The following is a 15,548-nucleotide window of genomic DNA, read 5'->3' on the forward strand; positions in this document are numbered from 1 at the left end:
ACCTCCAATGCTGTCGCCGGCTTCGACTCATCAGACCACAATAATTAGGCATATGCTGAAGCCGCGGACAACCGGCCTCGCGCATCGCCCGATCGCCGCGACGGGCTGCCGCAGCTTGTATGCCTGCGGCCGCTTCCCGATAATAGCGACCCTTTCGCCCCACGACTCTCGCAGAGCGCGACGGAACCTTCGATGACCGAACTCGCCCTGATCATGGTTAGCGCCATCCTGGTCAACAATTTCGTGCTGGTGCAGTTCCTCGGTCTGTGCCCGTTCATGGGCGTCTCGAAAAAGATCGAGACCGCCATCGGCCTCTCGCTGGCCACCACCTTCGTGCTGACCCTGGCGGCCATGTGCAGCTACCTGGTGCAGCAATACGTGCTCAAGCCGCTGGACCTGGAATTCCTGCGCACCATCAGCTTCATCCTGGTGATCGCGGTGACGGTCCAGTTCACCGAGATGGTGGTGAACAAGACCAGTCCGCTGCTCTATCGCGTGCTGGGCATCTTCCTGCCGCTGATCACCACCAACTGCATCGTCCTCGGCGTGGCCCTGCTCAACGCCAACAAGGCCGAGTTCACCTTCCTCAGCGCCACCGTCAACGGCTTCGCCGCCGGCCTGGGCTTCTCGCTGGTGCTGGTGCTGTTCGCCGCCATGCGCGAGCGCATTGCCATCGCCGACGTGCCGAAATCGTTCCAGGGCGCGGCGATCGGCATGGTCACGGCCGGCCTGATGTCGCTGGCGTTCATGGGCTTCACCGGGCTGATCAAGCTATGAGCGCGGTCCTCATCGCAGTGCTCGCACTGCTCGCCCTTTGCCTGCTCGGCGGTGCCATCCTCGGCTTCGCCGCGGTGCGCTTTCGCGTCGAGGGCGACCCCATCGCCGAACAGATCAACGCCCTGCTGCCGCAGACCCAGTGCGGGCAATGCGGCTATCCGGGCTGCAAGCCCTACGCCGAGGCGATTGCCGGCGGCGACAAGATCAACAAGTGCCCACCGGGTGGCGAGGCGACCATCCAGGCACTGGCCGACCTGCTCGACGTCGAGCCGGAACCGCTGGACGCCGAAGGCGGCGAGAAGCCGCAGATGGTCGCCTACATCCGCGAAGCCGAATGCATCGGCTGTACCAAATGCATCCAGGCCTGCCCGGTGGATGCCATCGTCGGCGCCGCGCGGCAGATGCACACCGTCATCGTTTCCGAATGCACCGGCTGCGACCTCTGCGTCGAACCCTGCCCGGTGGACTGCATCGACATGATCGAAGTGGGCAGCAATCTGCAGAGCTGGAAATGGGATAAGCCGCTGGCGCCCGGCCAGATGATCGCCACCGACCGGGAGCAGGCCGCATGACCGCCATGAAAATCTGGGACATCCATGGCGGCGTTCACCCGCCGGAGCGCAAGGAGCTGTCCAACCGCGCCCCGCTCCAGCCAGCCCCGCTGCCCAAACGCCTGATTCTGCCGCTGGCGCAGCACCTGGGCGTACCGGCCGAGCCCTGTGTGACGCTCGGCGAGCATGTGCTCAAGGGCCAGCGGATCGCCATGGCCAGCGGCTTCGTCAGTGCCCCGCTGCATGCGCCGACCTCCGGCGTGATCAGCGTCATCGGAGCGCAACCCTATCCGCACGTGTCGGGCATGCTCGGCAATGCCATCGTCATCGACAGCGATGGCCAGGACCAGTGGATCGAGCTGCATCCGCAGCCGGACTACCGGCAACTCGAGCGTACCGCACTGCTGGAAATCATTCGCCAGGCCGGCATCAGCGGGCTCGGCGGTGCGGGCTTCCCCACCTCGGCCAAGCTGACGCCACCGCCGACCCAGCAGATCCGCACGCTGATCATCAACGGCAGCGAGTGCGAGCCCTACATCACCGCCGATGACCTGTTGATGCGCGAGAAGGCCGCCGAGCTGGTGGCCGGCATCGAAATCCTCGCGCACCTGATCCAGCCGCAGGACGTGCTGATCGGCATCGAGGACAACAAGCCCGAGGCCATCGCCGCCGTGCGCGCGGCCATCGGCGAACGCCCGTTCACGGTGAAGGTGTTCCCGACCAAATACCCCTCCGGCGGGGAACGGCAGCTGATCCAGATCCTCACCGGCGAAGAAGTGCCCAGCGGCGGCCTGCCGGCGGATATCGGCATGCTCTGCCAGAACGTCGGCACCTGCGTCGCCGTCCATGATGCGGTACTGCTCGGCAAACCGCTGATCTCGCGCATCACCACCCTCACTGGCGAGGCCCTGGCGCGCCCGATGAACGTCGAGGTGCTGATCGGCACGCCGGTGAACGAACTGCTGGCCTTCGCCGGCCTCATGCCGGACAGGCTCAACCGCCTGATCATGGGCGGGCCGATGATGGGCTTCACCCTGCCCTCGCTCGACGTGCCGGTGATCAAGACCACCAACTGCCTGCTGGCCAGCACGCTCGAAGAGCTGCCACCACCCCCACCGGCGCTGCCCTGCATCCGCTGCGGCGAATGCGCCGAGGTCTGCCCGGCGAGCCTGCTGCCGCAACAATTGCACTTCTTTGCCCTCGGCCAGGAGCACGAGCAGCTCAAGGCCCATCACCTGTTCGATTGCATCGAGTGCGGCGCCTGCGCCTATGTCTGCCCTTCGAGCATTCCGCTGGTGCAGTACTACCGCGCCGCCAAGGGCGAGATTCGCGAACTGGAGCACAAGCACCAGAAGGCCGAGCACTCCAGGCAGCGCTTCGAACTGCGCCAGGAACGCCTGCGCCGCGCCGAAGAGCAGAAGGAAGCCGAACGCAAGGCCCGCGCCGAACGCGCCGCCCGCGCCAAGGCCGCGCAGAGCGAAAGCGGACCAGCCACAACGACGGCCGATGCAGCGGCCGTAGCCCCAGCGCAGAAAGCCGGCCTCTCAGAAACGCAAAAGAAGCTGAAGATCGAAGCCAGCATGGCCCAGGTCGCCTTGAAGAAGGCTGAGAAACAGCTGGCCACGCATGCCACGGCGGAACTGGAAGCCCAGGTCGCCGACCTGCGCAACGCCGCCGAAGCCGCACAGCGGGCGCTGGATGCCGCGATGCAGGAAGGCGCCAGCGCTTCACCCTCCACGGTCAACGACACAACTGCGAAGAAAGCCAAGATCGAAGCCGCCATGCTCAAGGCGCAGATTCGCAAGCTGGAGAAGCTCGAAGCGCCCGACGACGATCAGCAGGCCGAACTCGCCCGCCTGCACCAGCAACTGCATGAAGCCGAGCAGGCGCTGGCCGCCGCCCAGAGTGCAGCGCCCGCACCGGCCGCCACGCCGGCCGGCGACGAGGCGCTGAAGAAGGCCAAGATCGAAGCTGCCATGCTCAAGGCGCAGCTCCGCAAGCTGGAGAAGCTCGAAGCCCCCGACGACGATCAGCAGGCCGAACTCGCCCGCTTGCGCCAGCAACTGCATGAAGCCGAGAAAACCCTGGCCGCCGCACAGGATGCGGCACCGGCCGCACCCGCCAAGCCAGCCGGCGACGAGGTGCTGAAAAAGGCCAAGATCGAACTGGCGATGAAGCGCGCCGAATTGAAGAAAGCCGAGAAGGCTGGCGCCGAAGAAGCCGAGCTGAGCCGCTTGCGCGATGCCCTGGCCGCGGCCGAGCAGGCGCTGCATGCCGCCGAAGACGCCTCGGCCAAGCCGGCGCCGCAACTGGTACGTACCGCCAAACCCGGCGTCGACGAACGCCAGCGCGCACTCAAGACCGAGGTCGCCTTCGCCCGTGCCGACCTGCGCAAGCTGGAGCGCGAGGAGAACGCCGAGCCGGCCGCGCTGGAAACCGCCCGGGCGCGTCTGGACCAGGCCGAGCGCCAGTTGGCGGAATACCAGGATCACTGATTTCGGAGAGAGCCCATCCAGGGCCCGCTCCACGTAAAGCATTAGACCGGAGAGCCGATGGCCCTGCCCCGTATCACCTCGCCCCATGCCAAGGGCGCCAACCGGACCCAGCGCGTCATGCTGCTGCTGCTCGCGGCCACCCTGCCCGGGGTGGTCGTGCTGACCTGGCTGTACGGCGCCGGCACCCTGATCAACCTGGCCTGGGCCTGCACGACCGCGCTCGCCTTCGAAGCCGTGATCCTCAAGCTGCGCCAGCGCCCGGTAGGCTTCTTCCTGCGCGACGGCAGCGCGCTGGTCACCGCCGTGCTGCTGGCGCTGGCCTTGCCGCCGTATTCGCCGTGGTGGCTGACGCTGATCGCCAGCGGCTGCGCCATCGTCTTCGGCAAGCAACTCTACGGCGGGCTCGGCCAGAACCCCTTCAATCCCGCGATGGTCGGCTACGTGGTGGTGCTGATCTCCTTTCCCGTGGAAATGACCACCTGGCCCGTGCCCCATAGCGTCGGGCTGGGCAGCGGCCTGCAGCACATCCTCGGCATCGCCTCGCTGCCGGACGGCTGGACCCAGGCCACCGCGCTGGATGTGATGAAGGTGAACAACAGCCTCACCGTCGACGAGCTCTGGCGCAACCCCGCCTTCGGCCACTTCGGCGGTATCGGCTCGGAGGTGGTGAACCTGGCCTTCCTCGCCGGCGGCCTGTTCCTGCTGCACAAGCGCCTGTTCAGCTGGCATGCGCCGGTCGGCATGCTCGGCGCCCTGGCGCTGATGAGCCTGGTGTTCTGGAACGGCTCGGGTTCGGACAGCAATGGCTCGCCGCTGTTTCACCTGCTCAGCGGCGCCACCATGCTCGGCGCCTTCTTCATCGTCACCGATCCGGTGAGCAGCGCCACCAGCCCGCGCGGCCGCCTGATCTTCGGGGCCGGTGTCGGCATCCTGGTCTATGTCATCCGCGCCTGGGGCGGCTATCCGGACGCAATGGCCTTTGGCGTATTGCTGATGAACCTGGCTGCCCCCACCATCGACTACTACACCCGCCCGCGCACCTACGGCCACCGCAAGGCCGAGCGCGGCTTCAAGCTGGGCGAATGACATGATGCTTCCGGAAATCAGCCGCTCGATGCTGAAGAACGCCGCGGTGCTGGGCCTGTTCGCCATCGTCACGGTGGGCGCGGTGACGCTGCTGCAGCAGGGCACCGCCGAACGCATCCAGGCCGCCGAACGCGCCGCGCAGGTCCGCGCACTGGGCGAAATCCTGCCTGCCGGCAGTTATGACAACCACCTGCTCGACAACAGCGTGCCGATTCAGGACCGCCTGCTGGGCAATAGAAGCCCCCTGCCCGCCTACGTCGCAATGAAGGACGGGCGTCCGAGCGCAGTGATCCTCCAGACCATTGCGCCGGACGGTTACAGCGGCGCCATCCACCTGCTGGTGGGCATTCACGCTGACGGCCGGGTCGCTGGTGTCCGGGTCATCGGCCACCGTGAAACGCCAGGCCTGGGCGACAAGATCGAACTGGCGAAGAGTCCGTGGATTCGCAGTTTCGAGGACAAGTCACTGGGTAATCCCGCGGACGCCGGCTGGGCCGTCAGGAAGGACCGGGGCGAGTTCGACCAGTTCGCCGGTGCCACCATCACCCCGCGTGCAGTGGTCGCCGCGGTGCATCGCGCGCTGCAGTACTTCGACGCGCACAAGACCGAGCTGCTAGCGACCGATGCCGGTACGGCGGAAGCGCCGGCCCCGCTCGACGACCACAGCGAGCCCGCCGAAGCCACCACCCACTCCCGTGCCGGCGACGCCGCGACGCGCGACGAGCTGCCTGCCAGCGATCCTCGAGCCAAACCGGAGGGGGACCAGCCATGAGCGCACCCAGCTACCGCGAACTGACCGTCAACGGTCTGTGGAAGAACAACCCGGCACTGGTGCAACTGCTCGGGCTCTGCCCGCTGCTGGGGGTGAGCAACTCGGCGGTCAACGCCCTCGGTCTCGGCCTGGCGACGATGCTGGTGCTGACCTGTTCCAACATCGGCGTGTCGCTGGTGCGTGGCGTGGTCAACACCGCCGTGCGCCTGCCGGCCTTCGTGATGATCATCGCCGCACTGACCACCTGCATCGAGCTGCTGATGCAGGCCTTCACCTACGAGCTCTATCAGATTCTCGGCATCTTCATCCCGCTGATCACCACCAACTGCGTGATCCTCGGCCGCGCCGACGGTTTTGCGGCCAAGCACAATCCACTGGTGGCCGGCTTCGACGGCCTGGTCATGGGCATCGGTTTCTGCCTGGTACTGGTGGTACTCGGCGGCCTGCGCGAACTGTTCGGCACCGGTGCGTTGTTCGCCAACATGCACTTGCTGTTCGGCCCCATCGCCAACGACTGGCAGATCACCCTTTTCAGCGACTACAAGGGCTTTTTGCTGGCGATCCTGCCGCCCGGCGCGTTCATCGTGCTCGGGCTGTTGATCGCCCTGAAGAACCGTATCGACCAGCAACTGGCCGAACGCGCCAGGGCGCGGCAACCCGAAACGCCCGTGCAGAGCCGTCGCGTACGCGTGACCGGGGTGATCGAATGAAGTGGCAAGCTGCAAGCTTCAAGCGGCAAGTAGAAGCGGCAGTGATTCTGACATCGGCCCCGGCTTGACGCTTGTGGCTTGAAGCTTGGAGCTGTTTGCATGAACACCGAAAAACGCCGGGAAATCTTTCGCCGCTTTCACGAAGACAATCCCGAGCCGAAGACCGAGCTGGCCTATAGCACGCCCTTCGAACTGCTGATCGCAGTGATTCTATCGGCTCAGGCCACCGACGTCGGGGTCAACAAGGCCACGGCCAAGCTTTATCCGGTGGCCAACACCCCAGAGGCGATCTACGCGCTCGGCTACGACGGGCTCTGCGAGTACATCCGCACGATCGGCCTGTATCCGAGCAAAGCGAAGAACGTCATCGAAACTTGCCGCATCCTGATCGAGAAACACGGCGGTCAGGTTCCGGACAACCGCGAGGATCTGGAGGCCCTGCCCGGCGTCGGCCGCAAGACCGCCAACGTGGTGCTCAACACCGCGTTCCGCCAGTTCACCATGGCGGTGGATACGCACATCTTCCGGGTCAGCAACCGCACGCGCATCGCACCGGGCAGGAACGTGCTGGAGGTCGAGCGCAAGCTGATCAAGTTCGTGCCCAGGGAATACCTGCTCGACGCCCACCACTGGCTGATCCTGCACGGCCGCTATGTCTGCAAGGCGCGCAAACCGCAGTGCGGCAGTTGCCGGATCGAGGACCTGTGCGAATACAAGCACAAGACTTCGGACGATTGATCGCTCACGTAAAAAGCGTGCCTGGCGATTGAAAAAAACTTTTTTACCGGCCCCGGATTTGCCGCTATAAGGTGCGCCAAGAGCGCCCCCGTAGCCTTGGAGTGAACAAGTGGCCGAGAAAGAAGACATTCAGATCGAAGACGATTTCATCGCCGAAGATGACGACGAGAGCAGCGAAGCCCCGGTCGAGGTCGCCAAGACCAATCTGACCAAGCGCCGGATCATCGACAACCTGCTCGAGGAACGCCGCCTGCAGAAACAGTTGAACGACTTCGACTTCGACCTGTAAACGAAAAAGCCCCGCAAGGGGCTTTTTCATAGGCTACGGCAGGGCTGGCTGTTACGGATGGACATACCCCCGGAGGAGCGGGCCATGCCCGCGAACACCCAGCGCACAAAAGCTTCGCGGGCATGGCCCGCAGTGAAGCCTGGGGCGCTTGTAGGAGCCCGCTTGCGGGGGATCCGCCGCAACGCCGATGATCGCCGGCAAGGACTCGGCGCCCCCCGGTTCCTACGGGCGCCGTGTGCAATGCGGCTTTCTCGAAGAGTGACCTGCGACTGCACTCTGCTTGCTGCACGACAGCGCTGCGTCGAAGACCCGGAGGCGCCTCCTACGGACATCCGGAACACATCCGCACTGCGAGCAACACGGGGGCATAGGCTTGGTATCGGCTGCTCAGTCGCCCCGCTGCGGCGACAGCAGCTCGATCTTGTAGCCGTCCGGGTCTTCGACGAAGGCGAGGATGCTCGAGCCGTGCTTCATCGGGCCCGGCTCGCGGGTGATCTTGCCGCCACGGGCACGGATGTCCTCGCAGGCCTTGTAGACGTCTTCCACTTCCAGGGCGATATGCCCGTAACCGTCACCCAGCTGGTAGCTGTCCACGCCCCAGTTGTGGGTCAGTTCGATGACGCTGTTGTGCGCCTCGTCGCCGTAGCCGACGAAGGCCAGGGTGAACTTGCCTTCCGGGTAGTCCTTGCGACGCAGCAGGGTCATGCCCAGCACTTCGGTGTAGAAGGCGATGGATTTGTCCATGTCGCCGACACGCAGCATGGTATGCAAAAGACGCATGTCATCTTCCTCACGGTCAGAAAATGAAACCCCGGCGTCATGGGCCAGGGCTTTTTAGCTGCAAGCGGCAAGCCTCAAGCCACAAGCGCGCTCCCGCCGCCTGAAGCTTGAAGCTTGAAGCTTGAAGCTTGAAGCTCACAACAAGGTGCGGCCCTTGCCGGCGGCGATGCGCATGCGCAACGCGTTGAGCTTGATGAAGCCACCGGCATCGGCCTGGTCGTAGGCGCCGGCATCGTCCTCGAAGGTGGCGATGTTGGCGTCGAACAGCGAGTCGTCGGACTTGCGGCCGACGACGATGACGTTGCCCTTGTACAGTTTCAGGCGCACCACGCCGTTCACGCTGACCTGGGAAGCATCGATCATCTGTTGCAGCATGCTGCGCTCGGGGCTCCACCAGTAACCGTTGTAGATCAGGCTGGCGTACTTGGGCATCAGTTCGTCTTTCAGGTGAGCCACTTCACGGTCGAGGGTGATCGACTCGATGGCGCGGTGGCCCTTGAGCATGATGGTGCCGCCGGGGGTCTCGTAGCAGCCGCGCGACTTCATGCCGACGTAGCGGTTCTCGACGATGTCCAGGCGACCGATGCCGTTTTCGCCACCGATCTGATTGAGCTTGGCCAGGACGCTCGCCGGGGTCATCTCGACGCCGTCGATGGCGACGATATCGCCCTTGCGGTAGGTCAGCTCGATGTAGGTCGGGGTATCCGGCGCGGCTTCCGGGGACTTGGTCCAGCGCCACATGTCCTCTTCGTGCTCGGTCCAGGTGTCTTCCAGCACGCCGCCTTCGTAGGAGATGTGCAGCAGGTTGGCATCCATGGAGTACGGCGACTTCTTCTTACCGTGGCGCTCGATCGGGATGGCGTGCTTCTCGGCGTAGTCCATCAGCTTCTCGCGCGACAGCAGATCCCATTCGCGCCAGGGGGCGATGACCTTGACGCCGGGCTTGAGCGCGTAGGCGCCCAGTTCGAAGCGCACCTGGTCGTTACCCTTGCCGGTGGCGCCGTGGGAAATGGCGTCGGCGCCGGTGGCGTTGGCGATCTCGATCAGGCGCTTGGCGATCAGCGGACGGGCGATGGAGGTGCCCAGCAGATACTCGCCTTCGTAGACGGTGTTGGCGCGGAACATCGGGAAGACGAAATCGCGGACGAACTCTTCGCGCAGGTCGTCGATGAAGATTTCCTTCACACCCAGCGCCTGGGCCTTGGCACGGGCCGGTTCGACTTCCTCGCCCTGGCCGAGGTCGGCGGTAAAGGTCACCACTTCGCAGTTATAGGTGTCTTGCAGCCACTTGAGAATCACCGAGGTGTCCAGGCCACCGGAATAGGCCAGAACCACCTTCTTAACGTCCGCCATGCCATCAGCTCCACGGGTTGTACGGAAAACCTGTGATTCTACCGATCGCGACCGTGGTTTTACAGGGGCGCGCGGCCATGCCTGTGCTCAGGACGACGGGCCGGCCTCGGCGGCCGAGGCCGTGACCGGCACCGTTTCGCGCTCCAGGCGCAGGGTCACGCGGCGGTTCTTCGCCCGATTGGCCTCGCTGCTGTTGGCCACCAGCGGATAGCGCTCGCCATGGAAGCGCAGGGTGATCTGCTCTGGCGGTACGCCGTTGGCGAGCAGGTAGTCCTGCACCGCCAGGGCACGGCGTCGGGACAGGTCACGGTTGAGCAGGCGATTGCCACTGTTGTCGGAATGGCCATCGAGGAGAATGCGGTTGACGCTGGGGTCGGCACGCAGGTACTGCAGGACGATATCCAGCCGCGCCCGCGCCCGCGGGTCCAGCGCCACGTCGGCGCTGGGGAAGCCGAGCTGCGATTGGCGAACCTGATCGAAATTCACCGGCAGCAGCTTGGCGGTGCAGGCCCGGTAATCCTCGTAGGCCTTGCCGAAGCGCGCCGGCAGCAGGCGAATCTCCAGCGTCTCGCCGTGCAGCGTACGATGGCGGACCACCGGGCTGCGCCCTTCGAGCAGCCCGCTGAGCAGCCGTCCGGCCTGCAGCTGGGTGCTGTTGAATGGAATCTCGCCGCCGCCCACGGACACCACGCCCAGATTGATGTCGCTGCGCGTCGGCTGCCAGGGCGCGGCGGCCGCGAGCAGGGTCGCGGAGCCGGCGCCCAGCCAGCGCTCCGGAGACTGCAGGCGGAAGATCGCCTGCTCGCCGGCGCGACGGACGAACTGGCCGCTGCCGAAGCCGGCGATGGGCTGCACCAGCCGGCACTCGAACTGATCGCCCTCGACCTGCCACTGCACCCGTTCCAGACGAGTCTGGAACGTCAGGGCATTGGCCGGCGAGGCCAGCAGGCACAGCAGTACGAGGGGACGCAGGCGCACGATGAGCTCCGGGAGGATGCGTGTTCCTGTTGCGTATCGGTGCGCATGAGCAAAACTTGAGCGCAGCCTTCACGCTCGGCATGACCTGCCGAACAGCCGGAAGCCGCGCGCAGAGACGAAGCCGGCGTGCCGTAACCAGGCTTTTCCGGTAGCATTCGCGCACGTTTCACCCGCCTGGAAACCCCGCATGCTCGACCGACTCACACTGCTGCGCCCCGACGACTGGCACATCCACCTGCGCGACGGCGCCGCCCTGCCCCACACGGTGGCGGACGCCGCCCGTCAGTTCGCCCGCGCCATCATCATGCCCAACCTGGTGCCGCCAGTGCGCAACGCCGACGAGGCCGAGGCCTATCGCCAGCGCATCCTCGCCGCCCGTCCGGCGGGCAGTCGCTTCGAGCCGCTGATGGTGCTCTACCTCACCGACGGCACCCGCCCGGAGGATATCCGTGCGGCCAAGGCCAGCGGTTTCGTGCATGCAGCCAAGCTCTACCCCGCCGGCGCCACGACCAACTCGGCATCCGGCGTGACCGCCATCGACAACATCTTCGGCGTGCTGGAAACCATGGCCGAGGTCGGCCTGCCGCTGCTGGTCCACGGCGAAGTGACCCGTGGCGAAATCGATATCTTCGATCGCGAAAAATATTTCATCGACGAGCAGCTGAGCCGGGTGACCGCGCGCTTCCCGACGCTGAAGGTGGTCTTCGAGCACATCACCACGCGCGACGCGGTGCAATTCGTCGAGGCGGCCGGCAGCAACGTCGGCGCCACCATCACCGCGCATCACCTGCTGTACAACCGCAACCACATGCTGGTCGGCGGCATCCGCCCGCATCTGTTCTGCCTGCCGGTGCTCAAGCGCAACCTGCACCAGGAGGCGCTGCTCGACGCGGCCACCAGCGGCAACCCGAAATTCTTCCTCGGCACCGACTCGGCGCCCCATGCGCAGCATGCCAAGGAAGCCGCCTGCGGCTGCGCCGGCTGCTACACCGCCCATGCCGCCATCGAGCTGTATGCCGAGGCTTTCGAACAGCGCCAGGCGCTGGACAAGCTGGAGGCCTTCGCCAGCCACTTCGGCGCGGACTTCTATGGCCTGCCGCGCAATACCGCGAAGATCACCCTGGTTCGCCAGGACTGGGACGTACCGGCCAACCTGCCGTTCGGCGAGCAGGTGGTCGTCCCGCTGCGGGCCGGTGAGCGCCTGCACTGGCGCTTGGAGGAGAGCGTATGAGCGACGACAACTTCGACGACGAACTGGAAGTTGAAGGCCACCCGCCCGGCAAACCCCGCTCGCCGATGGCACGGCGCTTCCGTGGCTTCCTGCCGGTGGTGATCGACGTCGAGTGCGGCGGTTTCAACTGCGCCACCGATGCGCTGCTGGAAATCGCCGCGGTCACCATCGCCATGGACGAACAGGGCCTGCTGTATCCGGAGGAGCCGCAGTTCTTCCGCATCGAACCCTTCGCCGGCGCCAATATCGAGGCCGCCGCGCTGGAGTTCACCGGGATCAAGCTCGACCACCCGCTGCGCATGGCCGTGGCCGAGTCGCACGCCCTGGGCGAGATCTTCCGCAACGTGCGCAAGGCGGTGAAATCCAACGGCTGCAAGCGCGCGATCCTGGTCGGCCACAACAGCAGCTTCGACCTGGGCTTCCTCAACGCCGCCATCGCCCGCTGCGAGATCAAGCGCAACCCCTTCCACCCCTTCTCCAGCTTCGACACCGCGACCCTGGCTGGCCTCGCCTACGGCCAGACCGTGCTGGCCAAGGCCTGCCAGGCGGCGGGAATCGACTTCGACGGTCGCGAGGCCCACTCGGCCCGCTACGACACCGAGAAAACCGCCGAGCTGTTCTGCGGCATCGTCAACCGCTGGAAGGAGATGGGCGGCTGGGAAGAGTTCGACGACTGAGCGCGTCGCCCCCAGCCAAGGGCCGCCCGGCGCGGGCGGCCTGCATCTGATTGCCGGCAAGGCCCGCGCCATCGGTGCGCGGGCCTGCCAGCGGTCACCTCAGGCCAGCGCCCGCTCCAGTACCCTCGCCACATGCAACGCCGTGCGCTGGGCGCCATCCTGGATCTGGTGCCGACAACTGGTGCCGTCGGCCACCACCAGGTCGCCCGCCTCGGCCTGACGGACCGCCGGCAGCAGCGCCAGCTCCGCCATCTGCATCGAGGCCTCGTAGTGCTCGTGCTCGTAGCCGAAACTGCCGGCCATGCCGCAGCAGGAGGTTTCGATGGTCCTGACCTGCAGGTCCGGTATCCAGCGCAATACCCGTTCCACCGGCCGCAGCGCGTCGAACGCCTTCTGATGGCAATGGCCGTGCAACAGCGCCCGCGGCGTCTCCAGGGCCTTGAGCCTGAGCTGCAGATGGCCGGCATCGTGTTCCTTGACGAGAAACTCCTCGAACAGGAAGGACGCCTTCGCCAGTGCCTTGGCCTGCTCACCGTAGCCGTAGCGCAGAAACTCGTCGCGCATCGTCAGCAGGCACGAGGGCTCGAGGCCGACGATGCTCACGCCGCGTTCGACGAACGGCAGCAGATGATCGAGCGTGCGCCGCGCCTCGGCCTTGGCCTTGTCGACCTGCCCCGCCGCCAGGTAGGTACGCCCGCAGCACAGCGGTCGTTCCTGCGGCGCCTGGTTGAAGTGCACCCGATAGCCAGCGGCCTCGAGCACCCGGCAGGCCGCCTGCGCGTTCTCGGGTTCCATGTAGTTGTTGAACGTGTCGACGAACAGCAGGACTTCCCGCGTGGACGCCGAAGGGCTCGCGCGGGTGCTCGCCAGGAAGTTGCCCGCGAAGCGCGGCAGCGCCCGCTGCTCGGCCAAACCGAGCCTGCGCTTGAGCCAGTGCGATAGCAGTGGCATGCGCTCGACGGCGGCGGTCAGACCTGCCAGATGGCGGGCGTAAGGCGCATAGCGCGGCATCTGCGCCACCAACCGCTCGCGCAGCGGCAGCGGATTGTTCCTGGCCCAGGCCGCGCGGGCCTCGATCTTCATCTTCGCCATATCGACGCCGGTCGGGCACTCGCGCTTGCAGCCCTTGCAGGACACGCACAGATCGAGCGCCGCCTTGACCTCCTCGCTGGCCAGCCCCTCGCTGCCGAGCTGCCCGGACAACGCCAGGCGCAGGGTGTTGGCGCGCCCGCGAGTCAGGTGCTGCTCGTTGCGCGTGGCGCGGTAGCTGGGGCACATGGTGCCGGCGTCGAACTTGCGGCAGTGGCCGTTGTTATTGCACATCTCCACGGCACCGATCAGCCCGCCAGTCGGATCGGCGCCGCTGCCGGGCGCACTTTGCTCACCAGTCAGCGGATCGCGCAGTACGTTCCACTCCGACCAGTCCAGTACCGGCGTTACCGGGATCGGCTGATAAGTCCTGGGGAAGCGGAAATAGCTGTGATCATCCATGCGCGGGGTGTCGACGATTTTGCCGGGATTGAGCAGGTTCTGCGGATCGAACAGCTGCTTGATCTCCTTGAAGGCGGTATTGAGCTGCGGACCGAATTGCCACGCCACCCATTCGCCACGGCATAACCCGTCGCCATGCTCACCGGAATAGGCACCCTTGTAGGCGCGTACCAGCGCCGAAGCCTCTTCGGCGATGGCACGCATTTTTTTCGCGCCATCACGGCGCATGTCGAGAATCGGCCGGACATGCAGGGTGCCAACGCTGGCATGGGCGTACCAGGTCCCCTCGGTGCCGTGCTTGTGGAACACCTCGGTGAGCTTGGCGGTGTATTCGGCGAGATGCTCCAGAGGCACGGCGCAATCTTCGATGAAGGACACCGGCTTGCCGTCGCCCTTCATGCTCATCATGATGTTCAGACCGGCCTTGCGTACGTTCCACAGCGCCGTCTGTTCCGCGGCCTCGGTCATGCTCACCACGCTGCCGGGCAGGCCGAGATCGGCCATCAGCTCGGTCAGCCGGTCGAGGCACTGGCGCAGACCGGCGACGTCCTCGCCCGCGAACTCGACCAGCAGCAGCGCTTCGGGCTGGCCGATCAGCGCCTTCTCGATCACCGGTTTGAAGGACGGATTCTCCATCGACAGGTCGATCATGGTGCGATCGACCAGCTCGACCGCCGTCGGGTCGAGCGTGACGATGTGCTGGGTCAGGTCCATCGACTGGTAGAAAGTCGGGAAGTTGACCACCGCCAGCACCTTGTGCCGCGGCAGCGGTGCGAGCCTGAGCTTGATCCGCCGGCTGATGCCGAGGGTGCCCTCGGAACCGACCAACAGGTGAGCCAGGTTGGTCTGCCCGTCCGGGTCGTAGGGGCGCGGGTTCTGGCAATCGAACAGGTCCAGGTTGTAGCCCCCGACCCGGCGCAGCACCTTGGGGTAATGCGCGCGGATGTTCGGCTGCTCGCGCTCGGCGATGCGCTGCACCTCGCGGGCGATCTGGCGCACCCGGTCACCCTCGGCGAGTTCGTGCAGGAAACCGAAGCGGCCTTCGCTACCGTCGGCCAGCAGCGCGTCGATGCCCAGCACGTTGTGCACCATGTTGCCGTAGCGGATCGAACGCGAGCCGCAGGAGTTGTTGCCGGCCATGCCGCCGAGCGTGCACTGGGCGGACGTCGACACGTCCACCGGGAACCACAGGCCATGTGGTTTGAGCCAACGGTTCAGATCATCGAGCACCAGCCCCGGCTCGACCACCACGGTAAGCGCCTGCGGATCGAACTCGACGATCTGGTTCAGCCAGCGACTGGCATCGACCACCAGGGCGTCGCCCACGGTCTGGCCGCACTGGCTGGTGCCGCCGCCACGGGCCAGCAGCGGCACCTTGGCGTCGCGGGCGATATCCAGCGCCACCTGCAGGTCATGCTGGTGACGCGGGATCACCACGCCGACCGGCATGACCTGGTAGATCGAGGCATCCGTGGCATAGCGGCCGCGCGACGCCGTGTCGAACAGCACCTCCCCGGCGATCTCGCGCTGCAGGCGCGCCGCCAGCGCGGACATACGCTCGAGCGGCACCTTGCTCGCCGGTATTCTGGGTTCGGTAAACGAAGTCATCATGACCTCCCA

14 protein-coding genes are annotated in these 15,548 nt (G+C 65.8%); 10 read left to right on the top strand and 4 right to left on the bottom strand.

Features of this window, described 5'->3' with window-relative positions; translation table 11 throughout:
* Positions 1 to 192 precede the first annotated feature (192 nt).
* The 8 genes from rsxA to IN820_RS15425 all read left to right on the top strand — a co-directional run bounded on the left by rsxA (position 193) and on the right by IN820_RS15425 (position 7,418).
* Positions 193 to 777: an electron transport complex subunit RsxA gene (rsxA, locus tag IN820_RS15390; protein ID WP_193681802.1), complete on the top strand. Its 585-nt coding sequence runs from the start codon at positions 193 to 195 to the stop codon at positions 775 to 777.
* Positions 774 to 1,349 (top strand): electron transport complex subunit RsxB, encoded by a 576-nt coding sequence (rsxB, locus tag IN820_RS15395; protein WP_193681803.1) that lies wholly within the window; start codon positions 774 to 776, stop codon positions 1,347 to 1,349. The genes rsxA and rsxB overlap by 4 nt, the downstream gene beginning before the upstream one ends.
* Complete coding sequence (rsxC, locus tag IN820_RS15400) at positions 1,346 to 3,823, top strand: electron transport complex subunit RsxC (protein ID WP_193681804.1); 2,478 nt, start codon at positions 1,346 to 1,348, stop codon at positions 3,821 to 3,823. The genes rsxB and rsxC overlap by 4 nt, the downstream gene beginning before the upstream one ends.
* Before the next feature lie 57 nt (positions 3,824 to 3,880).
* A complete protein-coding gene (locus IN820_RS15405) occupies positions 3,881 to 4,909 on the top strand; it encodes an RnfABCDGE type electron transport complex subunit D (protein WP_193681805.1) in 1,029 nt (342 codons plus the stop codon).
* Between the two features lies 1 nt (position 4,910).
* Positions 4,911 to 5,681, top strand: a complete 771-nt coding sequence (rsxG, locus tag IN820_RS15410) for an electron transport complex subunit RsxG (protein WP_235989176.1) — start codon at positions 4,911 to 4,913, stop codon at positions 5,679 to 5,681.
* Positions 5,678 to 6,391, top strand: a complete 714-nt coding sequence (locus IN820_RS15415; RefSeq protein ID WP_193681806.1) for an electron transport complex subunit E — start codon at positions 5,678 to 5,680, stop codon at positions 6,389 to 6,391. Before rsxG ends, IN820_RS15415 begins: the two co-directional genes overlap by 4 nt.
* A 99-nt stretch (positions 6,392 to 6,490) precedes the next feature.
* The gene (gene nth, locus IN820_RS15420; protein ID WP_193681807.1) at positions 6,491 to 7,129 is read left to right on the top strand and encodes an endonuclease III; all 639 of its coding nucleotides are present in this window, start codon (positions 6,491 to 6,493) and stop codon (positions 7,127 to 7,129) included.
* 109 nt (positions 7,130 to 7,238) lie between these two features.
* The gene (locus tag IN820_RS15425) at positions 7,239 to 7,418 is read left to right on the top strand and encodes a PA3496 family putative envelope integrity protein (RefSeq protein WP_003282969.1); all 180 of its coding nucleotides are present in this window, start codon (positions 7,239 to 7,241) and stop codon (positions 7,416 to 7,418) included.
* A 387-nt stretch (positions 7,419 to 7,805) separates the two neighbouring features.
* On the opposite strand, the gene gloA is transcribed toward IN820_RS15425, so the two are convergent.
* From gloA to IN820_RS15440, 3 genes are all read right to left on the bottom strand, one after another.
* Positions 7,806 to 8,198: a lactoylglutathione lyase gene (gene gloA, locus IN820_RS15430; RefSeq protein WP_037038671.1), complete on the bottom strand. Its 393-nt coding sequence runs from the start codon at positions 8,196 to 8,198 to the stop codon at positions 7,806 to 7,808.
* A gap of 135 nt (positions 8,199 to 8,333) precedes the next feature.
* A complete protein-coding gene (locus IN820_RS15435; RefSeq protein WP_193681808.1) occupies positions 8,334 to 9,551 on the bottom strand; it encodes an argininosuccinate synthase in 1,218 nt (405 codons plus the stop codon).
* Positions 9,552 to 9,638: 87 nt separating this feature from the next.
* A complete protein-coding gene (locus IN820_RS15440) occupies positions 9,639 to 10,529 on the bottom strand; it encodes a flagellar protein MotY (protein WP_193681809.1) in 891 nt (296 codons plus the stop codon).
* A gap of 187 nt (positions 10,530 to 10,716) precedes the next feature.
* Between IN820_RS15440 and pyrC the strand changes: the two genes are divergently transcribed.
* Positions 10,717 to 11,760, top strand: coding sequence for a dihydroorotase (pyrC, locus tag IN820_RS15445; RefSeq protein WP_193681810.1), 1,044 nt, complete (start codon positions 10,717 to 10,719; stop codon positions 11,758 to 11,760).
* Positions 11,757 to 12,437, top strand: coding sequence for a ribonuclease T (gene rnt, locus IN820_RS15450; protein WP_193681811.1), 681 nt, complete (start codon positions 11,757 to 11,759; stop codon positions 12,435 to 12,437). The genes pyrC and rnt overlap by 4 nt, the downstream gene beginning before the upstream one ends.
* A 99-nt stretch (positions 12,438 to 12,536) precedes the next feature.
* Here rnt and IN820_RS15455 read toward each other — a convergent pair whose 3' ends face one another.
* A complete protein-coding gene (locus IN820_RS15455) occupies positions 12,537 to 15,536 on the bottom strand; it encodes an FAD-binding and (Fe-S)-binding domain-containing protein (protein WP_193681812.1) in 3,000 nt (999 codons plus the stop codon).
* Between the last annotated feature and the right edge of the window lie 12 nt (positions 15,537 to 15,548).

The organism is Pseudomonas lopnurensis, from assembly GCF_015070855.1.
Classification (GTDB): domain Bacteria; phylum Pseudomonadota; class Gammaproteobacteria; order Pseudomonadales; family Pseudomonadaceae; genus Stutzerimonas; species Stutzerimonas lopnurensis.

Coding starts and splice junctions, on each gene's coding strand:
- rsxA (WP_193681802.1), top strand. CDS start 193: ATGACCGAACTCGCCCTGATCATGGTTAGCGCCATCCTGGTCAACAAT.
- rsxB (WP_193681803.1), top strand. CDS start 774: ATGAGCGCGGTCCTCATCGCAGTGCTCGCACTGCTCGCCCTTTGCCTG.
- rsxC (WP_193681804.1), top strand. CDS start 1,346: ATGACCGCCATGAAAATCTGGGACATCCATGGCGGCGTTCACCCGCCG.
- IN820_RS15405 (WP_193681805.1), top strand. CDS start 3,881: ATGGCCCTGCCCCGTATCACCTCGCCCCATGCCAAGGGCGCCAACCGG.
- rsxG (WP_235989176.1), top strand. CDS start 4,911: ATGATGCTTCCGGAAATCAGCCGCTCGATGCTGAAGAACGCCGCGGTG.
- IN820_RS15415 (WP_193681806.1), top strand. CDS start 5,678: ATGAGCGCACCCAGCTACCGCGAACTGACCGTCAACGGTCTGTGGAAG.
- nth (WP_193681807.1), top strand. CDS start 6,491: ATGAACACCGAAAAACGCCGGGAAATCTTTCGCCGCTTTCACGAAGAC.
- gloA (WP_037038671.1), bottom strand. CDS start 8,198: ATGCGTCTTTTGCATACCATGCTGCGTGTCGGCGACATGGACAAATCC.
- IN820_RS15435 (WP_193681808.1), bottom strand. CDS start 9,551: ATGGCGGACGTTAAGAAGGTGGTTCTGGCCTATTCCGGTGGCCTGGAC.
- pyrC (WP_193681810.1), top strand. CDS start 10,717: ATGCTCGACCGACTCACACTGCTGCGCCCCGACGACTGGCACATCCAC.
- rnt (WP_193681811.1), top strand. CDS start 11,757: ATGAGCGACGACAACTTCGACGACGAACTGGAAGTTGAAGGCCACCCG.
- IN820_RS15455 (WP_193681812.1), bottom strand. CDS start 15,536: ATGACTTCGTTTACCGAACCCAGAATACCGGCGAGCAAGGTGCCGCTC.